Here is a 26351-nt window from a genome sequence, read left to right as displayed (position 1 = left end):
TCTTGTCGAGGCAAACATGCTTTATTTTGACTTTGGTCTTAAAATTTAAAAAACAGAACAATTTTTAAATGAATAGTGGAATGCATATTCTTTATTCTAAAGGTAATTTTGTATCCGAAAAACTAATTGTTCTGAATATAACTAATTGTTTTTCAGTGTTTAAAACTGAGTTTTTAAGAATAAATAAGATGATAATGTATAAAATGAATAGGCTAATTAGAATTGTAATGATCTGCATATTACTGCAATGTAAAATACTTCATGCCCAAGTGGGGCTTGTAACTAACAATCCGGATAAGTCTGCTCAATTAGACTTAACAGGTATGAATGATAAAGGTTTATTAATCCCAGATGTAAGTTTAGTTGCTTTAGATAATCCGGCACCAATAGTAGGCAATGCCCCGGAAATTGGACTGATGGTCTACAATAAAAATGCATCACTGCCAGCTTTAAGCAAGCAGCCAGGCGGACTTGGGTTTTATTACTGGGACGGATCAAAATGGTGCCGTATGCTGACAAGCAATAATACAGTAGCTTTAGATAATCTGGGTAATCATACTGCTACTACGGCATTGGCAATGAGTAATAATGATATTAAGAATGTAAACAAACAAACTACTACTACAGAGTCTATTGCGCAAGGTACAGACAATAAATTTCCCCAACAAAACAACATAGCTATGTCTGCAGATAATGCTGGCAATATAATATGGCAAGAACCGCCGGGAGTTAAAACATTTGATAAGTTTTCATTCTATAAGGTAAGTACCGGTTCTGTAATAACTAGTAACCAAATGTGGAAAGACATACCTGGACTAAGTAATTTTACTTATACAGCGCCTGAAGATGGCACATTGGTTATCCAAGGTGTGTTTTACGGCAGAATGGACCCTAACGTACCTTCTACCTCTTTTTATGAGCCAAACCGCTTTTATTCCCCTGGTTCAACGGGAGTGCGCCTGCAGGTTTATAACGGAGCTACTCTGGTTGATCAAAACTGTACTGCATTTTCGGTTAAAACCTATGCAACAAGTGCTACATCGGGATTTCCTGAGAGAGGGGTGATACTATTGCAAGTGCCTGTAAAAAAAGGGACCACTTATACTTTTGCTACTATGTGTATTATGAATACTAGTTCTCTTAATCTATTGAATCCATCATTGTATACAATAGCACTGTCACAGTTCGGTTCTATAACCATAGACGGGGGACCTACCGTTACATCTTATATTAATGCATTTTTAATTACAAATAAATAATAAAAGCTATGAAACGTTATATTTTAGTTGCTGGATTTTTAGCTTTTTTATACAGTGGTAAGTCTTTTGCACAGTTGGGAGTATTAACGAATAGTCCTGTACAATCGGCCGTTTTGGATTTAAGGGATCCAAGGCCGGAAGGAGGAAATAAAGGATTGGTGGCGCCACAGTTAAGCCTAACCAGTTTAACAGACGGAAGTTTAATTGCAGGAGGCATACCGGCTGTTGGTCTTGTTGTTTACAATACCAATTCGGCCCTGCCTGGTGGAGTTGGCTATTATTACTGGGAGTCGGGCAAATGGAACAAGTTCCTTAATCAGACAGATTTGAAAGGGGATAATTTAGGAAACCATACTGCCACTCAGGATTTAAATATGTCGGGTTTTAATATCAATCAGGCAGCAAAAACAGCGGTGCAAACAGTTCAAATTAAGCAAGGCACAGATGGTATGGCGCCAAATATAGGCGATGTGGCCACTGCGGCAGATGATGCAGGCAATGTGGTATGGCGCCCTTATCCTAATATGAACTTCGAACCTGAAAGAATTTATTTGACTAATGCTACTTTCACAACCACTTCGTCCAATGTTTTAGGTGCCTGGACTCCGATTAATGGTTTACAAAACCACCAATACACTGCACCTTATACCGGAACATTAGTAGTGAAAGCAGTTATATATGCGGAGCTTAACGATGCCACTGCTCCTGTGAAAACTATCATGTATCAGACAGGTGCTCGTTTGACGGTCAAAACAGGAGGCAATATCATTGCAGATCCTGGAGGAACCGCCTACGGGTATCAAACTTTGGTGGCTTCGGCAGATATCGTGGCAGGATCTGGAAAAAACCCTAATAGTATTATAATATTCACTCAGTTTCCAGTCACAAAAGGGGTTACTTATACATTTAATTTTGAATGCAGTGATTTTTTCAGGATAAACGACACCAAACCTTCTTTAGTGGGAAGTGTAATTTCGCTGGGAGGAAATAGATATAATTCATATGTATCTCTTCTTTCAATCCCAAATTAGAATTTGGGTACAGCATAAATTTTAATTTGTAAAAGATATAAAAAGATGAAAAAACATATAATAACAATACTATTCTTGCTGATTTTTTTCAATGCCAGTCTTTCTGCTCAAGTAGGTATGACAGGTAATAATCCGGCAAAGTCGGCAGTGCTTGATTTGAGAGTGCCTAATGCTAATAAAGGGCTTTTACTTCCTAAAGTGAGTCTAACTTCATTGACCGTTAAAAGCCCTGTAAGAGATGCCGGCAATACAGATGTTGGTCTTATGGTGTACAATACGAATGCCGCTCTTACGGGAGGTACGGGCTATTATTATTGGGACAGCAGCAAATGGGTAAAGCTGGTAGCTGGACAATCGGGTACTACATCTGATGATTTAGGAAACCATACGGCAGTAACGACATTAGATATGCAAAATTATAATGTGAATAATATTGCCAAACTCTCTACTCAAACCACTTCAATAGCAAAAGGGGCAAATGGGATAGCGGCTACTTCCGGAGCTGTGCTTACAGCAGGAGATGGTAATGGAAACAGTAACTGGACAATGCCACCCCAATACAACAGGACTTTTTTCTGGAAAGGAGGCAAAGTTGCCGATTTAAGTACCTTTTATCCTCTTGCAAAGCCTGCCCGTTCTATGCCATGGCCGGAATTTGATGGCAAAACTTATATCGCACCGGCTGATGGAACGCTGGAAGTATCCCTGGTAATGTATCCGGGTATGTATTCCGGAGTTCAGAATGATCAATACTTGGGTGGTATAGAAGATTTGCAATATACTGTGGGGTCAATTTTGTTACAGCCTTTGGAAAATAATGTACCAGTATCTAATAGTGAAGTTAAAGCGGTGTTTACGGTTTGCGCAGAGGATATATACTATTTGCCCGGGACACATGCAGTTACATCAGGTGCCCGACATGCTGTTTATCTTTCTACTACCGTTCCAGTAAAAAAAGGCATGACATATTCCTTTAAGATTACTGTGGCAGGAGAAGGCGTGCAGCCGGGAGATACTCCTGACGGTGATAATTATAACCAATTGAAATTTTCACCCGCAGCTTTTGGAAGCGATCCTAATGATGTTGCCTGGCATGTGCTAACGGGGGTCTTTTACCCTACTGTTGTTGTTGGTACTTCAATAATTGGGCTATAATTACTGAATAGTTGCTTGCTTTTGTTATAAAGGCATTAAATATTTGCAAGAAATTATTGCTTGTATGTTGTGTTTGCAATATTCTTAAGGCTATTGGCCCAATGTCATTAAGTTAATAGATTTTAGACTGAGGATTAATGATTTCAGATTTGGTGTGACTAAATATTTGATTGTCGCCTTTAGGAAACCCTTCTAATCTGCAATCAAAAATCAGCAATAATTTTAGTATTTAATCCTTTAACTTGATAACATAGGCTGTTGACCTAGGTAAAAAAGGGTCAATAGGCCCGGTTTTCATAAGATTTACGAATGTTAATCAACAAGAAATTGTGCCAAAACAGGAAAAAGTAGAATTTTGAAAAGCATTTATTTTTTGATATTATTTGACTCTTAATTTTTTTATGTTTTTTTTCTTTTGAGTCAACGTTTATAGTTCGTTCTAAAGAAAAATGTTTTCTTATTGAAAATTGGAAATAGAAATATTGTAAATTTATGGTGTCTTGTTACATTTTTGTAGCCTTATACGCTGTTTATTAGATTTTAAATGCACTTTTCAAAAACTCATTTCTGTTAATTGTGATAATTTAAAAGATATGCTAAACGTACATTATAACCTTACAACTTACAGCGATTATCTTAAAGATTTGGCAACAGGTTTTAGCTCTGTTTATAAAGACGAGGTTTATGTAAAAAACAATAGGTTAGTTTTTCCGGAAAGTCTGGCAAAAGGACGGGTTGAATGTTATGATATTGATACAGGACTTGCATTAGTCATCATGGATTGTGTTTTCTTTGAAGAGGTCTGTTTTGAGCGTAATCCTTCTGTAACGAATTATTTTCATGCTATGAGTTTTAATCTTATTGCATTTTCTTTAATGGTACAAAGACATGACGAAGAAAAAAAGTTAAGCAGTGAAAGCTGGAAAAATAAAATTTTCTATAGTACTGCAGAAACAAGTTTTTCCTGGACAGCACCTAAAGATGTGCCTTTGAAAATGGTGGTACTATTGTTATCTCGGGACTGGCTTATTAATAAATACAGGCTTAGATTAACAAAAAATAAAATTCAATACCATAAAGAATTATTGGAAAATGCACCCTTGCAGTTTGCTTTAGATTTTGATTTAGAAATATTGCTTTTAACGCAAGAAATTATTACTGAAGACCCCTTGCCATTTCTTTCTAAATTATTTTATAAAGGTTCTGTTAAACGTTTACTAGCATTGGCTTTAGAAAGAGAGGCCGGGCATATGCAGCCCAAAACAGTGTTAGAATATCAGGACGTTTTGAATGTCATGAATGTGAAAAAAAATGTAGAAGACAACTTAGCGCAACCACTTCCAACAATAAACGATTTAGCCAAAAGATGTTTGATGAGTGCACCTAAATTCGCTACTATATTTAAGGGAATGTATGGTAAAAATTATCTGCAGTTTTTTCAGGAATTAAGAATTCTGAAAGCCGCCGGACTATTGCAAAAGAGATGGGAAATTGCAGATGCTGCCAGATCAGTTGGTTTTGTAAATCATAGCCATTTTACCAGAATATTTAGAGAGTATTTTAAGATGACTCCAAAAGAGTACAGCCAGGCCATAAAGAGGTATTGACATTACAACATACCACACAAGAGGATTATTATGATAAAAGTAGAATATTATTTTAACACAACGAAGCAATGGATAATTGATTTTGCTCAGGCTTTTAGTAAAAGTGCTGGAGTTAAAATAACATTTAGAAATAATAAGCTTTTATTGCCGCCATCAGTTGGTAAAGGAAGGTATGAGTATTATGAACTGAATGAGAATTTAGGGATTGTATTTGTAGATGTAGTATTTAAAGAAGAACTATTGCTGCATAAAAAACAGCTGCAGGGAAATGATTATTATGGATTGACTTTTTACTTGTCAAAACAGCCGGCGATAGTAACTTTAAAAGACAGTAAAGAGACTGCTGAAATCAGCGGACTTATAAAATCTGTAGTGCTTAGTTCGCATGCTTTTGATACGTCAATATTGTTCCCAAAAGAGGTTCCTGTACGTTACATACAGCTTGTTGCACACAGAAGCTGGGGCATAAAAAACTTGATAGAACCTATACCTATAATGCTTGTCAAATTTAAGGAGTTTGCCAATGCGCAGCCAATGAGCAGTGTTGCTAATTTTGACGTCAAAAGCTATGAACTGGTAAATGACTTATTTGAACTTGACACTTCGAGAGTTAATATAGTACAATTATTAGAAGGATATGCCTGTCAGTTAATAGCTTTGTTTTTTAATAATCTGAAAGAAGGATATGCAGATAAAAAAAATGCCATGTCTCCAGATGCTATGCGTGTTATAGAGTTAAAAGAAGCCCAAGAGCAAAATCTCAGAGATATAGTTACCGTTCCCAAAGCAGCTGCTGCATGTTTTATGAGCACGTCTAAATTTGCCACAATGTTTACTACCTTATTCAAGGAAAATTATGGGGAATATTTTATCCGTAAAAAAATGGAGAAAGCAAAAGAATTGCTGGACGAAGACAACAATGTTACAGACGTGTCGATGATATTAGGATATAACAATATAGGGCATTTTTCAAGAACATTTAAAAAACATTTTAATGTTATGCCGGGAGTTTATAAAAATTTAAAATAGGGATAGTAAAATTTAATTTTGATTATAGATTACACAATGTGTTGTGAAAATTAAACCCACCAGATTTTAAAAAGCTGACGGGTTTGTTATTTTAATTTTTTATATGGTTAAAGAAGAAAATTAAATCTTCTTTCTCATTCTCGCGACCGGAATATCTAATTGCTCACGGTATTTAGCAATAGTTCTTCTCGCGATTGGATACCCTTTTTCTTTTAGAATTTCAGCCAATTGATCATCTGGAAGCGGTTTTCTTTTATCTTCTTCTTCAATGGTATTCTGAAGAATTTTTTTGATTTCTAAAGTCGAAACATCTTCTCCCTGATCATTTTTCATGGCTTCAGAGAAAAACTCTTTAATTAGTTTGGTTCCGTATGGTGTTTCAACATATTTGCTGTTTGCAACACGTGAAATTGTCGAAATATCCAAACCAACCATATCTGCAATGTCTTTTAAGATCATTGGTTTTAGTTTCGTTTCGTCGCCGTCTAAGAAATATTCTTCCTGATAATGCATAATCGCATTCATAGTCACAAAAAGTGTTTCCTGGCGCTGTCTAATCGCATCAATAAACCATTTGGCAGAATCCAGTTTCTGTTTGATAAACTGAACGGCATCTTTCTGCGCTGTCGATTTATCTTTAGATTCTTTATACGTCTGCATCATTTCCTGATAATCTTTAGAAACGTGCAGAGAAGGAGCATTTCTTCCATTTAAAGTCAGTTCCAATTCGCCGTCCACAATTCTGATCGCGAAGTCTGGAACCACATTTTCGGTAACTTTATTATTTCCAGCAAAAGATCCCCCTGGTTTTGGGTTCAGTCTTTCAATTTCGTGAATGGCTTTTTTCAGCTGTTCGTTTGAAACACTGTATTTCTGTAAAAGTTTGTCGTAATGTTTCTTCGTAAAAGCATCAAACTGATTTTCGATAATGTCAATCGCTAAATCAACATATTCAGTTGGCGTTTTATGTTTTAACTGAAGTAATAAACACTCCTGTAAATCACGTGCACCAACTCCCGAAGGTTCAAGCTCATGAATTACCGTCATCATTTTCTCCACCATTGCTTCATCAGTGTAAATTCCCTGAGTAAAAGCCATGTCGTCTACAATGTCCGGAATGCTTCTGCGGATATACCCCATATCATCAATACTTCCAACAAGGAATTCAGCAATTTCGCGCTCCTCGTCATTTAAAATAAAAGTATTCAGCTGATTGATTAAATCCTGATGAAAACTAATCGGAGCGGCAAAAGGCGTTTCGCGCTCTTCGTCGTCACTATAATTATTAACCTGAGTTTTGTAATCAGGCGTATCGTCATCGCTTAGATATTCGTCAATGTTAATGTCGTCTGCTTCGATTCTGTCTGATTCATTGTCATCATAATCGTCATAGTCGTCATTAGCATATTCATCAGCTTCGTATTCGTCTTCTTTACCCGCTTCAAGAGCTGGATTTTCGTTCATTTCTTCTAATAAACGCTGTTCAAAAGCTTGCGTAGGCAATTGAATTAACTTCATCAGCTGAATCTGCTGTGGAGATAATTTTTGAGATAATTTTAAATTTAAAAATTGCTTTAGCATTTGTTTTTGTTAAAAGTTTCAAGTTTCAAGTTTCAAGTTTTCCAACTGAACGGAAAAACCTGAAGCCTGAAACTTGAAAACAAATTTTATAATTTTAATTCAAGTTCCAATAACATGAAACCTGAAACGTGAAACTTTTTTAAACTTTTAGAACTCTGCGCTGCCCGGAGTTCTTGGGAAAGGAATTACGTCTCTGATGTTTGTCATTCCTGTTACAAACAATACTAAACGTTCAAAACCTAAACCAAAACCTGCGTGAGTTGCAGAACCAAATCTTCTGGTGTCTAAATACCAGTATAATTCTTCTTTGTCAATTCCAAGCGCTTCCATTTTCTGAACCAGAACATCATAACGCTCTTCTCTTTCAGAACCACCAACGATTTCTCCAATTCCAGGGAAAAGGATATCCATTGCACGAACTGTTTCTCTTCCTGGCTCTGTGTTGTCGTTCAAACGCATGTAAAACGCTTTAATGTTTGCCGGGTAATCAAATAAAATTACCGGACATTTAAAGTGTTTCTCAACCAGGTAGCGCTCGTGTTCTGACTGTAAATCAGCTCCCCATTCGTTAATGATGTATTGGAATTTCTTCTTTTTATTTGGAGTTGAATCTCTTAAAATATCAATAGCTTCCGTATAAGAAACACGTTTGAAGTTGTTTTCCAGAACGAAGTTCAATTTCTCTAACAAAGCCATTTCACTTCTTTCTGCCTGAGGTTTTGATTTTTCTTCTTCTAAAAGTCTTCCTTCTAAGAATTTCAAATCGTCTTTACAGTTGTCTAAAGCATATTTAATTACGTACTGAATAAAATCTTCAGCCAAATCCATGTTGTCATCCAAATTGTTGAAAGCAACTTCTGGCTCGATCATCCAAAACTCTGCCAAGTGACGGGAAGTGTTTGAGTTCTCAGCTCTAAAAGTTGGACCAAACGTATAAATCTGACCCAATGCCATAGCGAAAGTTTCACCTTCTAACTGCCCGGAAACCGTTAAGTTGGTATGTTTTTCAAAGAAATCCTGTTTGTAGTCAATAGCTCCATCTTCTGTTTTTGGAAGATTATCCAATGGTAAAGATGTTACTTGGAACATTTCTCCAGCACCTTCAGCATCAGCTCCGGTGATAATTGGCGTGTTTACGTAAACAAAACCTTTATCTTGAAAATATTTGTGAACGGCATAAGACAATACTGAACGAACACGCATGATCGCACCAAAAGCATTTGTACGTACACGTAAATGCGCTTTTTCTCTTAAAAATTCTAAACTTGGTCTGTTTCTTAACTGAATTGGATAAGCTTCTCCATCCGAATCTCCGAGAATTTCCAATTTAGAAACCTGGATTTCGTATTTCTGACCAGCGCCTTTACTTTCAACCAAAGTTCCGATTACAGAAATTGCTGCACTCGGCGTAATTCTTTTTAAAGTCTCCTCTGGTGTATTTTCAAAATCAACAACACATTGAATATTATTAATGGTAGAACCGTCATTTAAAGCGATGAACTGATTATTTCTAAAAGTTCTCACCCATCCTTTTGCATTCACTTCCTGTAACGTCGTCGTACTGTTTAATAAGTCTCTAACCTTTGTGTGTTTCATTTTTATATATAATTGATATTAAGTAATATTCATTTTGAACAACTGCAAATATAATCGATAATAATTAATTTTTGAAGCTGTTTCAAGTTCCTTTTGTTATTCTGATAATTGTTCGTGTAAATTTATTCGCCACGAATTCACGAATTATTTGTTTTTTATTCGTGAATTCGTGGCGGATATTTTTTTGAGTAAAGAAAATTACTCTTCTTCATTTTTACTTTCAAAGATTTCATGTAATTTTTTCTCCAAAAGTTTCTTATCCGGAAGCTGTGTTTTGTATTCTGAAACTAATGTTGGTGACAGACTTCTGCTTAATGCATATTCTACAACCTCATTATCTTTGTCTTTACAAAGTAAAACCCCAATACTTGGATTTTCATTTGGCTTTTTCACATCCCGGTCAAGTGCCTCTAAATAAAAATTTAATTGGCCTAAATGTTCGGGTTTAAATTTGTCCGTTTTTAATTCAAAAGCAACTAAACATTGTAAACCACGATGATAAAACAATAAGTCAATATAAAAATCACTGCTCCCTACTTGTAATTTGTATTCTTCGTCTATAAATAAAAAATCTTTTCCTAGTTCAAGAATAAAATTTTTCATCTGATTGACAAGACCTTTTTGTAAATCTTTTTCGTTATGTAACTCAGGAAGATTTAAGAATTCAAAAATATAATTGTCTTTAAAAGAATTAGTGATATCTGAATCAATTTCTCTCAACGTTGTTGAGAGTTTTGAGTTTCCAATCATCGTTCTTTCAAAAAGACTTGCCGAAATTTGGCGGTCAAGTTCTCTTTTGCTATAAGATTCCTGTTTACATATTTTTAAGTAAAACTCTTTTTCTTCTGCTGTTTTAGTTCTGGTAAATATGAGCAAATTATTTGTCCAACTAATTTCTCTCACCAGTGGTGAGAGTTTTGGAAAATCCTTATAAGCTTCATAAAATTGCTTCATTCTCCAAAGGTTCTTGTCAGAAAAGCCTTTTAGTTCTGGTTCATTATCATGAATGTATTTAGCTAATTCTTTTACAACAGCTTGTCCCCAACTCGCTTGTTCTATTTTTATATGGATATGTTCTCCAATGTTCCAGTATAAATTAATCAGCTCGGCATTAACAAATCTTAAGGTGTTATTGCGGGTTTGTTTAATTAAACTGGTTATTTCTGCAAAACTTTTATCCATACAATTGTTTGTGGGAATTACTTTTTACTTCTCCAAATTTTCCAATTCCTCTTTCTTAGTTTTCTTCTTCTCAAAAGTTAAAACCAGCGAAGGTAATACAACCAAGTTTGCAAACATTGCAAAAACCAATGTACAGGAAATTAATCCTCCTAAAGCGATTGTTCCGCTGAAACTGGATAACGTGAAAGTCGCAAAACCTAAAATCAGAACGACAGAAGTATAGAAAGTACTTACTCCGGTTTCTCTTAAAGCGCTGAAAACTGATTTTTTTACTTTTCCTTTATTTTGAATTAAGTCATGTTTGTATTTCGCCATAAACTGAATCGCATTATCAACCGAGATTCCAAAAGCAATACTAAATACCAGAATCGTAGAAGGTTTTAACGGAATTCCGAAATACCCCATTAATCCGGAAGTAATACAAAGTGGTAAAATATTCGTGATCAAAGAAGCGGCTACCATTTTAAACGAACGGAATAAATACAGCATCAAAATCGCAATAGTGGCAATCGCAAAAAGGAGCGATTCGATTAAGTTGTGTGCCAGATACGTTGTTCCTTTCTGGAAAACCAATGCTTTTCCGGTAATCGTAACTTCATAACGGTCTTTCGGGAAAATTTCGTCAATTTTCTTGCGTAATTTCCCTTCTACTTTTGCCATTTCATCGGTTCCGATATCTTTCATGAAAGTGGTAATTCTCGCATATTGTCCAGTCGAATCCACGTACGCTTTCATTAAGTTTTCTTTGCTGTTTTTGGTGGCATTTTTAGCATAACCCAAAATAAAAGTCTGTTCCTGAGAAGTTGGCAATTGGTAATATTCAGGGTTTCCGTTGTAGAAAGCCTGTTTGGCATATTTCACCAGGTTTACAACAGAAACCGGTTTTGCCAATTCAGGAACTTCAGAAATAGTATTCTGCAATTCGTCCATTTTACGAATAGTCGACGGTTTCATAACACCTTTTTTCTTTTTGGTGTCAATCATGATTTCAAGAGGCATTACACCATTGAATTCTTTTTCGTAAAATAAAATATCTTTAAAGAAAGAAGCACTTTTCGGCATTTCACCAATCAAACTTCCTGATACTTTCATCTGTCTAATTCCATTTAAACTTACTACAAAAAGTACTGCATAAATGATATATACGATTGTCTTTTTACCTTTTAGTATAGTTGCAACCGTATTCAAAAGTGTTGAAATATAAGTTTTATCTAAATGGTATAAATGTTTTGCTTTTGGCAATGGCATAAAACTGTAGATAATCGGCACGATAAAAAGTGTCAGCGTATAAACAGAAAGTACGTTGATAGAAGTAACCAAACCAAATTCAAAAAGGAGTTCATTTCCTGTAATCATCAAAGTTGCAAAACCAATCGCAGCTGTTAAATTGGTCATCAGAGTCGAAGAACCAATTTTTGAAATCACACGCTGTAGAGCTTTTGCCTGATTGTTGTGAATTTTAATTTCCTGCTGGTATTTATTAATCAGGAAAATACAGTTCGTAATTCCGATTACAATAATCAGCGGCGGAATAATTGCCGTTAAAATCGTGATTTTATAACCAAATAATCCCAGTGTTCCAAATGACCAGGTTACACCGACAATTAAAATACAAATCGAAATAAACGTAGCTCTGAATGAACGGAAAAAGAAAAAGAAAATCAAAGAAACCGTCAATAAAGAGGCTCCAATGAAAAGTCCGATTTCACCTTTCATATTGTCCGCATTAATCGTACGAATGTAGGGCATTCCCGAAACTTTAAGATCTATTCCGGTAGTTTTTTCGAATTTATCGATTTTCGGAACTAAATCATTTAAGATAAAAATTTTTCTTTCAGCCGTATTTACAAGTGCTTTGTTCATGTAGATAGCAGAACGAACGCTCCCGCTTTCTTTATTAAATAACAAACCTTCATAAAAAGGCAGATTGTGAAACAAATCATATTGAACACTTTTTAAATAAGCATCATCAAGAACTTTGCTTTCATCAATAAATGGTGCTAAAACAAATTTTTGGTTTACCGTATCTTTTTCCAGTTTCTTCAGGTCATTTAAAGAAATGACCAAATCCACTTCTTTGGCTTTTTTAAGCCCATTCATCAATTCAGTCCAGGCAGCATAATTTTTTGGTGTAAAAAAGTTTTTGTCCTGAAAACCAATAACAATGAGGTTTCCTTCTTCTCCAAATTTGTCTAAGAATTTTTGATATTCTTTATTCGCAATATGATCTTTCGGAAGCAGATTGGCTTCAGTATAGGTCATAGAAAGGTTTTTCCACTGGTAACCAAAGAAAATAGTTAAGGCAGAAAGGATAACCAGAATTGTAATTCTGTTTTTAAGTATGATTCTGGCTAGTTTCTCCCAAAATCCAACTTGAACTGTGTTTTTCATAAAATCTGTAAAAATGGATGCAAATGTAGTGAAAAGTGCTAGAAATCATCCACAATCGATTGTATTTTACTTAATGTTAACACAAATAGAAAGAGACTGGTTCAGAAATATTATTTTAGTTTTTATGGTCAAACCATTCCCTTTTCTCATATTTGCAACTAATTCAAAAAGAAGCCGAATAGATACTGTACTATTCAGTGGCGGTGTAGTTTTTTGGAGGAGATTTCTGTTGTTATTTTTTACTCAAGCAATATTCAAAATTTGTTCCCCGTAAATAAACTGTATGATATGGAAATAAAATGTTCAAATGCATCTGAAAGTATTTTAGAAATGAATAAAGCCTTGTGGAAGGCGCTTTCCGGAAAAAGGCAGCCGATACTGATTTTTCTGCTTGTCTTCAGCATGTTTCTTTTTGTCTATGGCTTAATGCATTCCACGGAGTTTTCTAAAAACGAGTCCTACTATTCAGAATCCAATGTGCAGGTACAGACCTACAATAAATATTCAAATCGACATGTTTTAGAATCAACGGGCTTTCTCATGATTTCCCTTTTGATTTGGACACTTTATTATGATGGTCTGAGAAAAAGAGCTTTTTTAAAGAAAGCAGAAGAAAAGGCGGAGCGGTTCTTGGAAACAGGTAATCAATATTCTATTCAGATTGAGGAAGATTATGTAGAATACAATAGCCCGGATGTTTATATGAAGATGAATTGGGTTGTGTTTTCAAATTATAAAATATATGAGGAGTATATTTTTATTGGTTTTCAGGGGACTGCTTCCATAATTACAATAGACAAAAGATGGCTAAGCAGCGAGGACCTGGACAATTTGTTTAAACTGCTTAAAGCAAAAAATATTCAGAAATTAAAATAATAGTTTCTTTTTTACACTAATAAGTATGCAGGATAATACCACCACTTTTATTTTTTTAGCGATCCTCTTACTACTGATCGTTATTATCTGTTTTATGGTCTATCAGTTAATGCAGGCGAAAAAAGCAAAAGAAGATGCTGAAAGAAGTTTTTATGCACTTGAAGTAAAAGTAAATGATCTTCAGTTAGAAAATCTTGAATCAAAACTCAATCCGCATTTGTTTAAGAACATTTTAAATTCGATTCAGTCACATGCTTATCAGACTTACTTCGCTTTAGATAAACTGGCTAATGTTTTGGATTATATTTTATATGAAAGCAAAAAGAAATTTGTGACGGCAAAAGAAGAAATCAATTTTGCATTGAATCTAATCGAAATCAATAAAATTAAAATCAGTCCGCTTTTTGAATTGAAGATTAAAACCAATATTAATGAAGATGATAAATTATACGATCAGCCTTTGTTAGCGCCTTTGATTTCTATTGATTTAATAGAAAATGCATTTAAACACGCCGATCTTCAAAGTGCCGATGCTTTTATTTCGGTAGTTTTTGAATTTAAAGACAATGCTTTTTTTATGACGGTTTCAAACAAAATCTCAGATAAAAAAGTATTGAAAAAGGAGCGAAGCGGTTTTGGCCATGCTACTCTGGAACATCGTCTGCGGATTATTTACAAGAATAATTTCAAACTCGATAAGTTTATAGAAAACGACATTTATATTGCTCATCTTAAAATAGATTTACTTGAATACAAAACTGAAATGCTTGCTTCTGGACGATGAGCTTCCTGGATTGACTTATTTGAAAATGCTTTGCGAACAAATTCCGGAACTGGAAATCGTCAAAACATTCAATAATCCGCAGAAACTTTTGTCTGATATTCCGGACCTGGATTTTGATCTCTTAATTTCAGATATCGAAATGCCGGGAATGGACGGTTTGCATTTAGCTGAAATGTTAGATAATAAATTAGTGATTTTCTGTACGGCTTATAAAGAGTATGCTGCCGATGCTTTTAATATTGATGCTGTTGATTATATCACAAAACCTGTAAAACTGGAACGTCTTCAAAAAGCCATTACAAAAGCTTTTGAACGTTTCGATAAATCAGATAATGCAAAAAAGTTTATACAATTAAATACAGATAAAGGAAAGACTTTGCTGTATTTTAATAAAATCCAATACATCACAACAGCTTCAAGTGACAGCCGCGATAAAACAGTTTTGCTTGCCGACGGAAGTTTTCTGAATTTAAAGAACGTAAAATTCGATACTCTTTTACATGAATTACCCGACGCCGATTTCTGTAGAATTAACAAAAAAGAAATTGTAGCGGTAAAGGCGATAAAATTTTTTAATCACAACGAAATTGTGCTTCATCATTTAGAAGAAAACAATAAAAATACAGCCTTAATCTTAAGTGAAACCTATCGTTCTGATTTTTTGAAAAAGGTAAAATTATAACTTATTACAAAGTTTTTCCATCTTGTTACATACATTGAAAATTAGCTGGAAATTTGCTTTTTCACTTAAAACTCAGTTCTGATATTTGCGGCAATAAATCAAAAGAACGAGTTATGAATAACATTAAAAACTCTGTATTTTACATTACAATTATTGGCGGTTTTACGGCGCTGATTTATTGGGTAATTTCAAAAGGAGCCGCATTAGAAGTGGGGCGCAACATCGTTAAAAAACAAATCGAAAGCAACCATTGGAATGACTTCCTGGATTCTATGGTTCATAATTTACAGCATCCGTTAGCCATTTTATTGGCACAGATTGTTACGATTATTTTAGTAGCCCGTTTATTTGGATGGTTTTTCAGAAAAATCGGTCAGCCATCTGTAATTGGAGAAATGATTGCAGGCATTGTTCTTGGGCCGTCTTTGGTTGGAATGTATTTTCCTGAATTTTCAGCCGCTTTATTTCCAAAAGAATCATTAGGGAATTTACAGTTTTTAAGCCAGATTGGTTTAATTCTTTTCATGTTCGTAATCGGAATGGAACTGGATCTTAAAGTGTTAAAAAACAAAGCACATGATGCGGTTGTAATCAGCCACGCCAGTATTGTAATTCCTTTTGCTTTAGGATTAACTTTAGCCTATTTTATATACCACACTTTTGCCCCAATTGGTGTTGAGTTTTCTTCTTTCGGATTATTTATGGGAATTGCCATGAGTATAACTGCTTTTCCGGTTTTGGCCAGAATTGTACAGGAACGAGGAATGCAGAAAACAAAACTGGGAACCATCGCGATTACTTGTGCGGCAGCCGATGATATTACAGCTTGGTGTATTTTGGCTGTTGTGATTGCTATCGTAAAAGCAGGTTCATTTACAAGTTCGTTATACGTTATCGGTTTAGCGATTTTGTACGTAATTATTATGTTGAAAATCGTTCGTCCGTTCCTGAAACGTGTCGGCGATTTAAATTCGACTCGTGAAAGTTTGAATAAACCAGTTGTTGCGATTTTCTTTATCACACTTTTGGTTTCTGCTTATGCGGCAGAATTAATCGGAATTCATGCTTTATTTGGGGCTTTCCTGGCAGGAGCAATTATGCCGGAGAACAATAAATTCAGAAACATATTTATTGAAAAAGTAGAAGATGTAGCCATTATCGTTTTATTGCCATTATTCTTTGTATTTACTGGTTTACGTACACAAATTGGTTTGTTAAATGATCCCGAATTATGGAAAATAACAGGTTTAATTATTGCTGTTGCTGTAGCGGGAAAGTTTTTTGGAAGTGCTTTGGCAGCGAAATTTGTCGGACAAAGCTGGAAAGATAGTTTAGCCATTGGAGCATTGATGAATACGAGAGGTTTAATGGAACTTGTTGTTCTAAACATCGGTTATGATCTTGGCGTTTTATCTACAGAAATTTTTACGATGATGGTAATTATGGCTTTGGTTACGACTTTTATGACAGGTCCGGCTCTGGATTTTATCGGATTTGTTTTCAAGGATAAAATTACAGCCGTTCCTCAGGAAATTGGAAATAAAAGCAAATACAAAATCCTGCTTTCGTTTGCAACTCCTGAAAGAGGAAAAAAGCTTCTTAAAATTGCCAATAGTTTAGTTAAAAAACAACAGGACAATTCGATTGTAACCGCCATGCACTTGTCATTAAGTACCGAAATACATTCGTTTGATATAAAAGACCACGAACGTAAAATGCTGGTTCCGGTTGTGGAAGAATCGCATCGTTTAAACCAGAATATGGTCAGCCTTTTTAAAGTTTCGAATGATATTGATACTGATATTATCGATTCAGCCAATCAGGGAGAATACGATTTATTATTGGTTGGTTTAGGACAGTCTATTTTTGATGGCACTTTATTGGGGAAAATCCTTGGTTTTACAACCCGAATAGTAAATCCGGATCGTTTGATCGATAAGTTTACCGGAAAAGAAGGTTTGTTTGAAAACAATCCGTTTGATGAAAGAACACGCCACATTATTACTAAAACCAAAATGCCGGTTGGTATTTTAATCGAGAAAGATTTAGAAGAGGTGAATCAGGTTTTTATGCCGGTTTTTAGTAAAGAAGACGCCTTTTTAATTGATTATGCCAAAAAGCTGATCAATAATAACGGTTCGCAGATTACGGTTCTGGATGCCAGCGGTGAAGTAAAAAACACCCGTGATATTCAGGAAACCATTCGGTCTATTGAACAGATTGCTCCAAATCATATCATGATTATGCATGACAGGACAATTAAAAAGGAATTTTTAGACGGTCAGGACCTAATGATCATAAGTTTAGACAGCTGGAAAAAACTAATCGAATCTCAAAGTACCTGGCTGAATAATACACCGTCAGTGCTGATTTTGAAACCCTAAATAGTTTAAATCTCAATTTTTTAAATTCCAAATTCCAATTTTTACTGATTGGGATTTGGGATTTTTTTGTTTTTTTGATGTAAACGGCTTTAAATTGGAATTTGGGATTTTTTATTGGAATTTAATTCGCTAAAGCCCCAAATCCAGAACATAAGAAATCTTAACCGCAATATTGTCTTCAAATTCGTTTAACTGATTTGGTCCGTAACGGTAAAATCCGCCCAGACCAAAACCTTTGTAGATTTTATTCAGTTCAATACCCGATTCAAAAAAGCCTTTTTCAAGTGTTTTGTAAGCAGGGCCTACATGCTGTTCCGGTTTGTCGAGATCTCCCCAGGCCATTCGGCTTACCAGCACAATTGAGGGACGTACTTTTTTGAGAATCTGAAGACGTTTGAAGCCGTGTTTTATCTGGAAAAACAGGTACTGACTTGAGAAAAACTCATTAAAATACATGGTTTCAAAACTGTTTCTTCCGGCAAAAGTAATACGCTGGATAACCGTTTCTTTAGTAAGATTATTGGGCATAGTATTGTACAAGTGTGTCAACGGGACATCGCCTATAGCATAACCTCCCTGTAAAAGCAGGCTTGTTTTTTGACCGTTCAGGTATTTCTTCTCGTATTCGGTTTTAAAATCTATTTTTCCAAAAGTAAAGTCATTGCCTAAAACATTCGGCAGTGATTGTGTGTACTGAAAAGTAAATCTTGGAAACCTCTTGTCAGATTCTGTTCGTCCTGTTGGAGTCTGCATAAAATCGCTAAAAGGCGCCCATACCAGCGAAACCATAGCCGTTGTCATAATATAACTTGAATACAGCTGTCCGTTGTAATTAAATAAATAATCGAACTTAGGTTCTACATAGGTTCTGGCCAGTTCTGCGACAGCTTCTGTTTTGGGAACAATTTTGGTCTGTACATTGGCTTTCCAGCTGTTGTAATGGTAGAATGTACTAATGTTGATAGGTCTTGGATCGTAAATTTTAAAGACACGTTTGTCCACCGCAAAAACGGTACTCGCAATCTCCCGAATATCATTCGTGTAAGATCCGTTTAACCAGGTATTGGTGTTTTTATCTAAAAGGAATCCCGTGCCTAAACTGTATTTTATTACGCCGTCTTTGGTACCGTAAGCCGTATAACCTTCTATTCTGAAATTCTTAGAAAACTTTTCATTCGTAACACCGCCAAGCCCTAATCGAAACCCTTCATAATTATTGTAACTAATGAGTTTTTTTAAATCAAAATCGACAGGACCAACCGGAATGTAGCCGTTAATGATTTTTCGCCCAAAACCTAAACGTTTTTCGATTCGGTTGCTTACGGAGATACTGTCTAGAAGCTGATAGGTTTTCTGGCTTTTCGGGTCTAAAATTTCTTTTCGGTACTGATTCCAGAATTCTTCTGTTTTTTTGCTGGCATCATCTTTAATTTCAATATAAAGCGACGGGTTTTTTATGGGAGTTACGGTATTGTAATGAATATCAAAATTGTTACTTTCAGAAAGCAGATAGGTGAAATCCGAAGCGCTTTTCTTTCGGGGTTCAAAATCTTCCGAAACGTCTCCGTCAAACTGAATCGTTCCGCCTAAAATTTTGATGTCGTCATCATTTTTTCCTTTTACAATTTTAAAAGTCGTATTGCTCTGGAACCACACTTTTTCACTGGGTACATACTCAAATTCATGTATACCGCTGATGTCCAGAACGCCTTTTATCCGCATGACAGCTTTGGCAATGGCAAAATTCTGAGAGTCAATATATAAAACCCCTTCAAGACCGGATGTTTTTCTTTTATGTTTATTTTTAAAGTAAATCATATAGGTCTCACGGCCTTTTATGTTTACTGTATCCAGTAATTTATAATTGTAATTAACAGTTGCGGTATTTGAAATCGGATTTTCATATTTGGTTTCAAAAAGCTCGTACTTATTGTCGTATATCGAAATGGACTGCAGACTAAAAGCGATCACTTCGTAAATAGGGTTTTTAAAACCGGCTATTTTGGTACCCAGTACGGTTTCTTTCAGTTTGTTGTCGGCAAACTGGTATTGTGAAACTTTTTCGGTTTGAAATAAATGCTGTTTACTTATAATTTCTTTGAATTTATAATCGGAAGAATCGATATTAATTTTCTTTTTGTCCAGGTCTTTATAAACCGCCGATGAATCGATACGTCCCTGAATTGAGTCAGGATTGGCCGTTACGATTAGTTTATTGTAGGTTTTATATTCAAAACTGCGTAATCGTTTTTGAGGATTATTGTTGTTTTTATTGGCGATCACTTTTTTGATGATAGTTAAAGCCGGGTTTTCATTAGAAACAATAACTTCTTTCAGTGCATCTGTTTTTTGCATCAGAGACACAGAGTAAAACTTTTTTTCTTCGGTTAAGGAAATTGTTTTGCTTTGAAAACCAATATACGAAATGGTGAAAGTCCCTGATTTAGTGAGAGTATTAAATATAAATTTTCCATCAACATCCGTGATCGTATTATTGTTATCGGAAGTCGTAATAGTGGCAAAGGGAAGAGGTTTGTTATCCGAATCAGTAACAATTCCGCTTATTTGAAATTGTGCCTGAATACTAAGCGTGAAAAAAAAAGTCAGTAAACAAAATAGCCTCATAGAGAATTATATAGAATTCAAAAACGTAAAGTATTTGATTTTGGTATGCAAAAATAGTAATAAAAAAAATCCGCCTGATAGTTTTATCAGACGGATTTTTAAAATTCAGTATCAAATACTTATACTTTCATGATTTCAGCTTCTTTTGCAGCTAATAACTCATCAATTTTTTTAGTAAAAGTATTGGTTAAGTTCTGAACTTCTTCTTCTGCAGATTTACAGATGTCTTCTGAAGTTCCTTCTTTTTCTAATTTTTTAATATCAGTGTTGGCATCTTTACGAACGTTACGAATACCAATTTTCGCATCTTCCGCTTCTGATTTGGCTTGTTTTGCCAATTCACGACGACGTTCTTCTGTTAAAGGCGGCACGCTGATAATAATCATATCTCCATTGTTCATTGGGTTAAAACCAATGTTGGCAATTAAAATTGCTTTCTCAATGGCTTGCAGCATGTTTTTTTCAAAAGGCTGCAAAGTAATAGTTCTGGCATCAGGAACACTAATTTTTGATACCTGAGAAAGGGGTGTTGCTGAACCGTAGTAGTCAACAAAAACACCTCCAAGCATTGCCGGAGAAGCTTTTCCTGCACGAATGTTCAGAAATTCTTTTTCTAAGTGTGCAATAGAACCATTCATAGATTCTTCAGTACTTTCTAATATAAAATCGATTTCTTCAGTCATTTTTTTTTAGTTTTCAGTTTTTAGTTTCAGTTTAGGGATAAGCCTGTACTGATGACTATATATTTACTACAGTTCCGATGTTTTCGCCTTCGCAGATTTTCAAAAGATTTCCAATTTTGTTCATATCAAAAACAACGATTGGCAGTTTATTTTCCTGGCTTAAAGTAAAAGCAGTAGTGTCCATTACATTTAATCCTTTTTTGATTACGTCATCAAAAGAGATGAAATCAAATTTTACAGCCGCAGCATTTTTTTCAGGATCTGAATCGTAAACACCATCGACACGGGTTCCTTTCAGGATTACATCGGCATTGATTTCGATTCCTCTTAAAACCGCTGCTGTATCAGTGGTAAAATACGGGTTTCCGGTTCCGGCACCAAAAATTACAATTCTTCCTTTTTCAAGGTGGCGGTCAGCTCTTCTTTTAATGTATGGTTCGGCAATAGATTCCATTTTTAAAGCCGTCTGAAGACGCGTTTTCATTCCTTTATCTTCGAGTGCACCCTGCAGCGCCATTCCGTTAATAACAGTAGCAAGCATTCCCATGTAATCTCCCTGAACTCTGTCCATTCCCGAACTTGCACCGGCAACGCCTCTAAAAATATTTCCTCCTCCAATAACGATTGCAATTTCTACTCCTTTATCGTGAATCTGCTTAATTTCATCTGCATATTCGCCTAATCTTTTCGGGTCAATTCCGTATTGTAAATCACCCATTAAGGCCTCGCCGCTAAGTTTTAGAAGAATTCTTTTATATTTCATGTTTGTGTTGCGTTAATTTGTGCAAATATAGACATATTCTGATTTTTAAAAATAATGTTTACAAAAAATTAATTGGACCACAGGTTTTAATTTTATAAAGACTTTTTTTATTTTTTCTTTTCAATGTGATAAAAGTCATTCACCTGTCTTTCTAAAATCCGTAATTTTATAATAAGCAAAATAAAAATCTATGAAAAGTACTGTAGCCAAGGCATTATTCAATAGCCACTCTTATGCTGAATACCGAAAATTAGTAACGGATTTGTTATCGGAAGGGAAATCGACAGGATTCGAACAGTCCGAAAGCCTGACCAATTATTCAAAACTAAATGAGGCCAGAATGAACCGTCTCGAAAAAACAATCACGATTTCTGAAGATGTTATTTCAAAATTAAAACAGCTCGATAATCATTATATCTGGCTGGTTTTGTCGGAAGGCTGGTGCGGTGATGCAGCACAAATTCTGCCCATTTTAAATAAAATGGCACATGAGTCTGATAAAAAAATAGACCTGCGTATTGCGCTTCGTGATGAAAATGACGAATTAATGAACCAGTATTTAACCAATGGCGGAAGAGCAATTCCAAAAGTAATCGTGATTTGTAAAGAAGCTGGAATTGTTCGCGCCGACTGGGGGCCGAGACCAAAAGGTGCAGCCGATTTGATGACCAGACATAAAAGGGAGGTGGGACCGATCGATGAAAAGATCAAAACCGATTTACAATTATGGTATCTGGCTGACAAAGGGGTTTCTGTTCAGCAGGAGCTGGTTCAAATCATGGAGAATATTCAATACAACCGACTGTAATTTTTGTTTTGTTTTTGTAATAAATATCTCTTTACTTATATGGTAACATATTGATAATAAAACAAATAATGTTGTAAAAAATCGCAGAAGATGTTGTTCGTAATAGAAAATTTTGTATCTTGCTGTAAAGATCCCACTTCTATTATTATTTTTTGATTTACTCTTTTTATTGGTGTCTATTTAATACTAACGATTAAAAAAATACCACTATCATGAAAAAGTTATTCGAAAGGTTCTACGATTTTTTTTCAACATTCTTGTTTGGAGGAAAAAACGTTCCTCACTATTAATCAGGAACAAGTATGATGCAACATTATTTTTTAGAAGTAGGCACATTACAATTTAGATGTAATGTGCTTCTTATTTTTAGAAAAACGACTAATCGCTTTTAGGTTTGTAATAGAAGAAATCCAGTAAAGTTATTCCAAAAGAAATAGCTCCTACCGTTTTTTCCTCATGAAGAGGAAAACCATATTCGCTGATTTCTGCGAAAAGCGTAAAATCATCAGAACCTATTCCCAGTTTTAATTTTTTATAATCACCGTTTAAGTCGCCGCGCCCTAAGGCAAATCCTTTTCCGTAACCGGCCTGCAGCATAATTCGGGTTTCGGGAGCTATTTTGGGGTTTAAACCAAGATTTAAAAAGACAGGGACCGCAGCAAGTTTATCGTCCCATTTCCAGTCAATACCACTGTGAATTCCCAGCGTAATCCATTTTTTATAATGAACCCCGTATCCTGCTTTTATTCCCAGACCATTGGGAACAAAAAAAGCATTAGACGATGACGGCTCACCGTTGTTTTGAACATTATCTCTGTTGGGATTCCCGGTTATAGAAGCTGCAATATCAAATTGCACATAGGTGATTTTTTTGGCCTGACCGGAAATAGTCAGAGAGAACAGAAATACCAGAATAAATAGCGTTAACTTTTTTTTCATGTTGATCTTAAAATCCTAAAGTTTTGGTCATGTTATTTTGAAGTTTTGAATTCGATCAGATAAGGTTTTAATCTCGTTCCGTTTTCTTTTCTGAAATTATTGGTAATGAGGATCTGGTATTTTTGATCCGGTTTTAAATTGGCTTTAAAAGTCCATGATTGTTTATCCGGAGACCAAATTCTTTCAGGGCTTATTTTTGGACAGAATTCTTCGCCGAGAGGCCCGAAATCAATACCGGTATTATAGCCGTTTAGCGGTTCCGAAAATATAAGGGTAATTTCAGTCAGGCCCGGTTTTACTTTTTGGCTTCCGTTCTTAATGCCGGATACCGCCGTTACAGCCGGACGCTGTTTTTCGTAGTCCTCCTGTAATTTTTTTATGCTTTTCGGAAATAACTTTGAAGCATCGGCAATTTGTGCTGTTTCCTTTTCATTCTGATAGTCCAGTTCAATAAGCGTTTTTAGGGCTTTTGCTTTGTCTTTGGCTGAATGGTAATAACGTTCGCAGATTTCATAGCCTATGTAATATCCTAAATCACGGACTTTTAAAGTGTTTCTGTTTTCGCCCCATAACCAGTTGTACTGGTTACTTGCGATAAAAAGGTCCTGAATAAAATGTATGACTACCTGCTGCTGGTTGTTTTTTCCGAATTCTATGGCGGGACTGGCAGATTTTTTACCGGTTACTGTACAGGAAATAAATTCGGCAGTACCTTCGTATAAGCACATAGCAAGCAGATTTTCCGCTGGTTCCTTCTGCTGTGTATGAATGTACTCATGTGTGCATAAAAGAGCAATGTTTTTTCTGGGTTCGTATTCTTTATAGAAAGGCTGCCTCCATGCGGGAAGTTCGTCTGTAAAAGTAGTTTCATCTGCTAAAGACAATTCACTTCCAATTAAAATGCGATCGTTCTGAATGGTACCGTTGGTCCTGAAAGCACCAATAGAAAAATAAATAGTCGACGGTTTTAAATCAGGATAAGCTTCTTTGAGTTTTTTAATATCAGCTTCAATTTCCGGATAAAGATTTTTCACGTTTAAGGTGTTTGGCCGTATCGAATTCCAGAATTTCGGATATTGGTTTATTGCATCAATAAAATTTTTAGAAGTATAATTTCGAACCTCAAGTAAACTCTTTAAACCGGGAGCTGCTTTGTCGATATAGAGTTTTTTTAAAAACTGATATTGTTTTGTGGTGTCTTTTTCGGAAGTAATTTTATCATAAGCCTCCCAGAAATGATCAATATCTGTTGAGATCATTTTTGGATTGTCGCTCTGACTATAGGATGAGACCGAAAAAATTAAAAATAACAGCAAAAGGTTTTTCATATTTCTGTTTTAAAGGGCAGGCCTAAAATACAAAAAAAGGAATAACACGGATTTACTAAAATGATCCTGAGAACGATATTTTATCTGGATTGAAAACTCTCTTCAAACAAAGTAATATCAATGGCGTCTTTAACATCGTAATCGCCAATTTTAGTACGGCGTAAAACGGTTAAATGCGAGCCGGAATTCAAAGCTTTTCCAAAATCATACGCCAGCGAACGAATGTACGTTCCTTTGGAACAAACTACTCTAAAGTCTACTTCAGGTAATTCGATTCGCGTGATTTCAAATTCGTGAATGGTTGTTTTGCGGCTTTCAATTTCTACAGATTCGCCGGCACGGGCATGCTCGTACAAACGAACACCGTCTTTTTTGATAGCGGAAAAAATAGGCGGTTTTTGATCAATTTCGCCTAAAAATTGTTTTACGGTTTCCTGAATTAAAGTCTCATCAATATGAGCTGTTGGAAAAGTCTGATCGATTTCGGTTTCCAAATCATATGATGGAGTAGTGGCTCCGATATAAAAGGTTCCGGTATATTCTTTTGCCTGTCCCTGAAGTTCAGAGATTTTTTTAGTGAATTTCCCGGTGCAGATTAATAAAAGTCCGGTTGCTAAAGGATCCAGAGTTCCGGCATGACCAATTTTGAACTTCTTTGGAAGGCCGACTTTGTTGATCAAAAGGTATTTTAATTTATTGACAGCCTGAAACGAACTCCATTTTAAAGGTTTGTCTATCAGTAAAACCTGTCCGTTTAAATATTCTTCGGGTGTCATTATATAATCGTAAGCGGGTGAATGAAAAAGTGAATCAGCAATAAAATAATTCCGGCAATGATTCGGTAATAACCAAAAACTTTAAAACCGTTTTTAGTCAGAAATCCTATAAAAGTTTTAATAGCTAAAAGTGCTACTATAAAAGCAACAATGTTTCCAATGATAAGCATGTTTACCTGATCGTGGGACAGTTCAAAACCAGCTTTGTAATAATCGTAGCATTTTTTTGCGGTTGCTCCCAACATAGTAGGAACGGCCAGAAAGAATGAAAATTCAGCCGCAGAAGTCCTTGTTAGTTTTTGAGCCATACCTCCTACAATACTGGCACCGCTTCGTGAAACTCCCGGAATCATGGCCAGACATTGAAATAAACCAATTTTTAAGGCTTTGGCATAGGTAATTTCTGTTGAAACTTCCGGATCATTAGGTTTGTTAAACCATTCGTCCACCTTCAGTAAAATAATACCTCCCAATAAAAGAGAAACAGCTACTGTAACAGGATTTTCTAATAAACCGTCAATTATATCGCTTAAAAGTAATCCTAAGACAACAGCCGGAATAAAAGCGACTAAAAGTTTAAAATAGAAATCAAAAGTCTGGAAGAAACGTTTGAAATATAAAATAACAACTGAAAGTATAGCGCCAAGCTGAATAACAATGGTAAAAAGTTTAGTGAAATCATCATGAGCGATTCCAAAAAAAGAAGAGGCAATAATCATGTGGCCCGTTGAAGAAACCGGTAAGAATTCTGTAATTCCTTCGATAATGGCAAGAACGATAGCTTGTAATGTATTCATTTAAAGTTTTAGATTTCAGATTTCAGATTTTATATTGTTTCTTTCGCTCTGCTCAGACAATTAAAATCTTTCTGT

General features: G+C 35.3%; 21 protein-coding genes. 10 read left to right on the top strand and 11 right to left on the bottom strand.

The window, feature by feature from the left end:
• The first annotated feature begins 203 nt into the window (after nucleotides 1–203).
• The 5 genes from ACODST_RS09315 (at nucleotide 204) to ACODST_RS09295 (ending at nucleotide 6081) form a co-directional block, all read left to right on the top strand.
• Nucleotides 204–1259, top strand: coding sequence for a hypothetical protein (locus ACODST_RS09315; protein ID WP_488931841.1), 1056 nt, complete (start codon nucleotides 204–206; stop codon nucleotides 1257–1259).
• An 8-nt stretch (nucleotides 1260–1267) separates the two neighbouring features.
• Nucleotides 1268–2290, top strand: coding sequence for a hypothetical protein (locus tag ACODST_RS09310; protein WP_488931840.1), 1023 nt, complete (start codon nucleotides 1268–1270; stop codon nucleotides 2288–2290).
• Nucleotides 2291–2335: 45 nt separating this feature from the next.
• Entirely contained in the window at nucleotides 2336–3445 is a 1110-nt protein-coding gene (locus tag ACODST_RS09305) for a hypothetical protein (protein WP_488931839.1), read from the top strand.
• A gap of 593 nt (nucleotides 3446–4038) precedes the next feature.
• A complete protein-coding gene (locus ACODST_RS09300; RefSeq protein ID WP_488931838.1) occupies nucleotides 4039–5052 on the top strand; it encodes a helix-turn-helix domain-containing protein in 1014 nt (337 codons plus the stop codon).
• Nucleotides 5053–5082: 30 nt separating this feature from the next.
• Nucleotides 5083–6081, top strand: a complete 999-nt coding sequence (locus ACODST_RS09295; RefSeq protein ID WP_488931837.1) for a helix-turn-helix domain-containing protein — start codon at nucleotides 5083–5085, stop codon at nucleotides 6079–6081.
• Between the two features lie 120 nt (nucleotides 6082–6201).
• Here ACODST_RS09295 and rpoN read toward each other — a convergent pair whose 3' ends face one another.
• The 4 genes from rpoN to ACODST_RS09275 form a co-directional block, all read right to left on the bottom strand.
• A complete protein-coding gene (rpoN, locus tag ACODST_RS09290) occupies nucleotides 6202–7662 on the bottom strand; it encodes an RNA polymerase factor sigma-54 (RefSeq protein ID WP_091494921.1) in 1461 nt (486 codons plus the stop codon).
• Nucleotides 7663–7809: 147 nt separating this feature from the next.
• Complete coding sequence (asnS, locus tag ACODST_RS09285) at nucleotides 7810–9258, bottom strand: asparagine--tRNA ligase (RefSeq protein WP_488931836.1); 1449 nt, start codon at nucleotides 9256–9258, stop codon at nucleotides 7810–7812.
• A gap of 198 nt (nucleotides 9259–9456) precedes the next feature.
• Nucleotides 9457–10440 (bottom strand): PDDEXK nuclease domain-containing protein, encoded by a 984-nt coding sequence (locus ACODST_RS09280; RefSeq protein ID WP_488931835.1) that lies wholly within the window; start codon nucleotides 10438–10440, stop codon nucleotides 9457–9459.
• 24 nt (nucleotides 10441–10464) lie between these two features.
• A complete protein-coding gene (locus tag ACODST_RS09275) occupies nucleotides 10465–12831 on the bottom strand; it encodes an efflux RND transporter permease subunit (RefSeq protein ID WP_488931834.1) in 2367 nt (788 codons plus the stop codon).
• Between the two features lie 288 nt (nucleotides 12832–13119).
• Here ACODST_RS09275 and ACODST_RS09270 point away from each other — a divergent pair, with 288 nt between their 5' ends.
• From ACODST_RS09270 to ACODST_RS09255, 4 genes are all read left to right on the top strand, one after another.
• Nucleotides 13120–13707: a YcxB family protein gene (locus ACODST_RS09270; protein WP_488931833.1), complete on the top strand. Its 588-nt coding sequence runs from the start codon at nucleotides 13120–13122 to the stop codon at nucleotides 13705–13707.
• 25 nt (nucleotides 13708–13732) lie between these two features.
• Nucleotides 13733–14491, top strand: a complete 759-nt coding sequence (locus tag ACODST_RS09265) for a sensor histidine kinase (RefSeq protein ID WP_488931832.1) — start codon at nucleotides 13733–13735, stop codon at nucleotides 14489–14491.
• Nucleotides 14454–15173: a LytR/AlgR family response regulator transcription factor gene (locus tag ACODST_RS09260; protein WP_488931831.1), complete on the top strand. Its 720-nt coding sequence runs from the start codon at nucleotides 14454–14456 to the stop codon at nucleotides 15171–15173. The genes ACODST_RS09265 and ACODST_RS09260 overlap by 38 nt, the downstream gene beginning before the upstream one ends.
• A gap of 113 nt (nucleotides 15174–15286) precedes the next feature.
• Nucleotides 15287–17557 carry a cation:proton antiporter gene (locus ACODST_RS09255; protein WP_488931830.1) on the top strand — a complete coding sequence of 757 codons (2271 nt, stop codon included), beginning with the start codon at nucleotides 15287–15289 and terminating at the stop codon, nucleotides 17555–17557.
• Nucleotides 17558–17686: 129 nt separating this feature from the next.
• Here the strand turns inward: ACODST_RS09255 and ACODST_RS09250 are convergent, their stop codons facing one another.
• The 3 genes from ACODST_RS09250 to pyrH form a co-directional block, all read right to left on the bottom strand.
• Entirely contained in the window at nucleotides 17687–20182 is a 2496-nt protein-coding gene (locus tag ACODST_RS09250; protein ID WP_488931829.1) for a DUF5686 family protein, read from the bottom strand.
• Between the two features lie 119 nt (nucleotides 20183–20301).
• A complete protein-coding gene (frr, locus tag ACODST_RS09245; RefSeq protein ID WP_488931828.1) occupies nucleotides 20302–20865 on the bottom strand; it encodes a ribosome recycling factor in 564 nt (187 codons plus the stop codon).
• A gap of 55 nt (nucleotides 20866–20920) precedes the next feature.
• Nucleotides 20921–21628: a UMP kinase gene (gene pyrH / locus ACODST_RS09240; RefSeq protein WP_207298697.1), complete on the bottom strand. Its 708-nt coding sequence runs from the start codon at nucleotides 21626–21628 to the stop codon at nucleotides 20921–20923.
• Between the two features lie 190 nt (nucleotides 21629–21818).
• On the opposite strand from pyrH, the gene ACODST_RS09235 reads away from it, so the two are divergent.
• Nucleotides 21819–22436 (top strand): thioredoxin family protein, encoded by a 618-nt coding sequence (locus tag ACODST_RS09235; protein WP_488931827.1) that lies wholly within the window; start codon nucleotides 21819–21821, stop codon nucleotides 22434–22436.
• 378 nt (nucleotides 22437–22814) lie between these two features.
• Here the strand turns inward: ACODST_RS09235 and ACODST_RS09230 are convergent, their stop codons facing one another.
• From ACODST_RS09230 to ACODST_RS09215, 4 genes are all read right to left on the bottom strand, one after another.
• A complete protein-coding gene (locus ACODST_RS09230; RefSeq protein ID WP_488931826.1) occupies nucleotides 22815–23375 on the bottom strand; it encodes a hypothetical protein in 561 nt (186 codons plus the stop codon).
• 32 nt (nucleotides 23376–23407) lie between these two features.
• Complete coding sequence (locus tag ACODST_RS09225; protein ID WP_488931825.1) at nucleotides 23408–24703, bottom strand: gliding motility protein GldB-related protein; 1296 nt, start codon at nucleotides 24701–24703, stop codon at nucleotides 23408–23410.
• 80 nt (nucleotides 24704–24783) lie between these two features.
• Complete coding sequence (truB, locus tag ACODST_RS09220; RefSeq protein ID WP_488931824.1) at nucleotides 24784–25479, bottom strand: tRNA pseudouridine(55) synthase TruB; 696 nt, start codon at nucleotides 25477–25479, stop codon at nucleotides 24784–24786.
• A complete protein-coding gene (locus ACODST_RS09215) occupies nucleotides 25479–26276 on the bottom strand; it encodes an undecaprenyl-diphosphate phosphatase (protein WP_488931823.1) in 798 nt (265 codons plus the stop codon). Before ACODST_RS09215 ends, truB begins: the two co-directional genes overlap by 1 nt.
• Between the last annotated feature and the right edge of the window lie 75 nt (nucleotides 26277–26351).

It is taken from the genome of Flavobacterium sp. FG19 (genome assembly GCF_057809475.1).
Note: the sequence above shows the minus strand (reverse complement) of the source record. Positions and strands in the feature narration are given on the sequence as shown.

What these genes read in the sequence shown, in the direction of transcription:
- ACODST_RS09255 (WP_488931830.1), top strand. Translation starts at nt 15,287, where the DNA reads ATGAATAACATTAAAAACTCTGTATTTTACATTACAATTATTGGCGGT.
- ACODST_RS09235 (WP_488931827.1), top strand. Translation starts at nt 21,819, where the DNA reads ATGAAAAGTACTGTAGCCAAGGCATTATTCAATAGCCACTCTTATGCT.
- ACODST_RS09230 (WP_488931826.1), bottom strand. Translation starts at nt 23,375, where the DNA reads ATGAAAAAAAAGTTAACGCTATTTATTCTGGTATTTCTGTTCTCTCTG.
- ACODST_RS09310 (WP_488931840.1), top strand. Translation starts at nt 1,268, where the DNA reads ATGAAACGTTATATTTTAGTTGCTGGATTTTTAGCTTTTTTATACAGT.
- ACODST_RS09305 (WP_488931839.1), top strand. Translation starts at nt 2,336, where the DNA reads ATGAAAAAACATATAATAACAATACTATTCTTGCTGATTTTTTTCAAT.
- ACODST_RS09295 (WP_488931837.1), top strand. Translation starts at nt 5,083, where the DNA reads ATGATAAAAGTAGAATATTATTTTAACACAACGAAGCAATGGATAATT.
- rpoN (WP_091494921.1), bottom strand. Translation starts at nt 7,662, where the DNA reads ATGCTAAAGCAATTTTTAAATTTAAAATTATCTCAAAAATTATCTCCA.
- frr (WP_488931828.1), bottom strand. Translation starts at nt 20,865, where the DNA reads ATGACTGAAGAAATCGATTTTATATTAGAAAGTACTGAAGAATCTATG.
- asnS (WP_488931836.1), bottom strand. Translation starts at nt 9,258, where the DNA reads ATGAAACACACAAAGGTTAGAGACTTATTAAACAGTACGACGACGTTA.
- ACODST_RS09280 (WP_488931835.1), bottom strand. Translation starts at nt 10,440, where the DNA reads ATGGATAAAAGTTTTGCAGAAATAACCAGTTTAATTAAACAAACCCGC.
- pyrH (WP_207298697.1), bottom strand. Translation starts at nt 21,628, where the DNA reads ATGAAATATAAAAGAATTCTTCTAAAACTTAGCGGCGAGGCCTTAATG.
- truB (WP_488931824.1), bottom strand. Translation starts at nt 25,479, where the DNA reads ATGACACCCGAAGAATATTTAAACGGACAGGTTTTACTGATAGACAAA.
- ACODST_RS09215 (WP_488931823.1), bottom strand. Translation starts at nt 26,276, where the DNA reads ATGAATACATTACAAGCTATCGTTCTTGCCATTATCGAAGGAATTACA.
- ACODST_RS09265 (WP_488931832.1), top strand. Translation starts at nt 13,733, where the DNA reads ATGCAGGATAATACCACCACTTTTATTTTTTTAGCGATCCTCTTACTA.
- ACODST_RS09270 (WP_488931833.1), top strand. Translation starts at nt 13,120, where the DNA reads ATGGAAATAAAATGTTCAAATGCATCTGAAAGTATTTTAGAAATGAAT.
- ACODST_RS09300 (WP_488931838.1), top strand. Translation starts at nt 4,039, where the DNA reads ATGCTAAACGTACATTATAACCTTACAACTTACAGCGATTATCTTAAA.
- ACODST_RS09315 (WP_488931841.1), top strand. Translation starts at nt 204, where the DNA reads ATGAATAGGCTAATTAGAATTGTAATGATCTGCATATTACTGCAATGT.
- ACODST_RS09225 (WP_488931825.1), bottom strand. Translation starts at nt 24,703, where the DNA reads ATGAAAAACCTTTTGCTGTTATTTTTAATTTTTTCGGTCTCATCCTAT.
- ACODST_RS09250 (WP_488931829.1), bottom strand. Translation starts at nt 20,182, where the DNA reads ATGAGGCTATTTTGTTTACTGACTTTTTTTTTCACGCTTAGTATTCAG.
- ACODST_RS09275 (WP_488931834.1), bottom strand. Translation starts at nt 12,831, where the DNA reads ATGAAAAACACAGTTCAAGTTGGATTTTGGGAGAAACTAGCCAGAATC.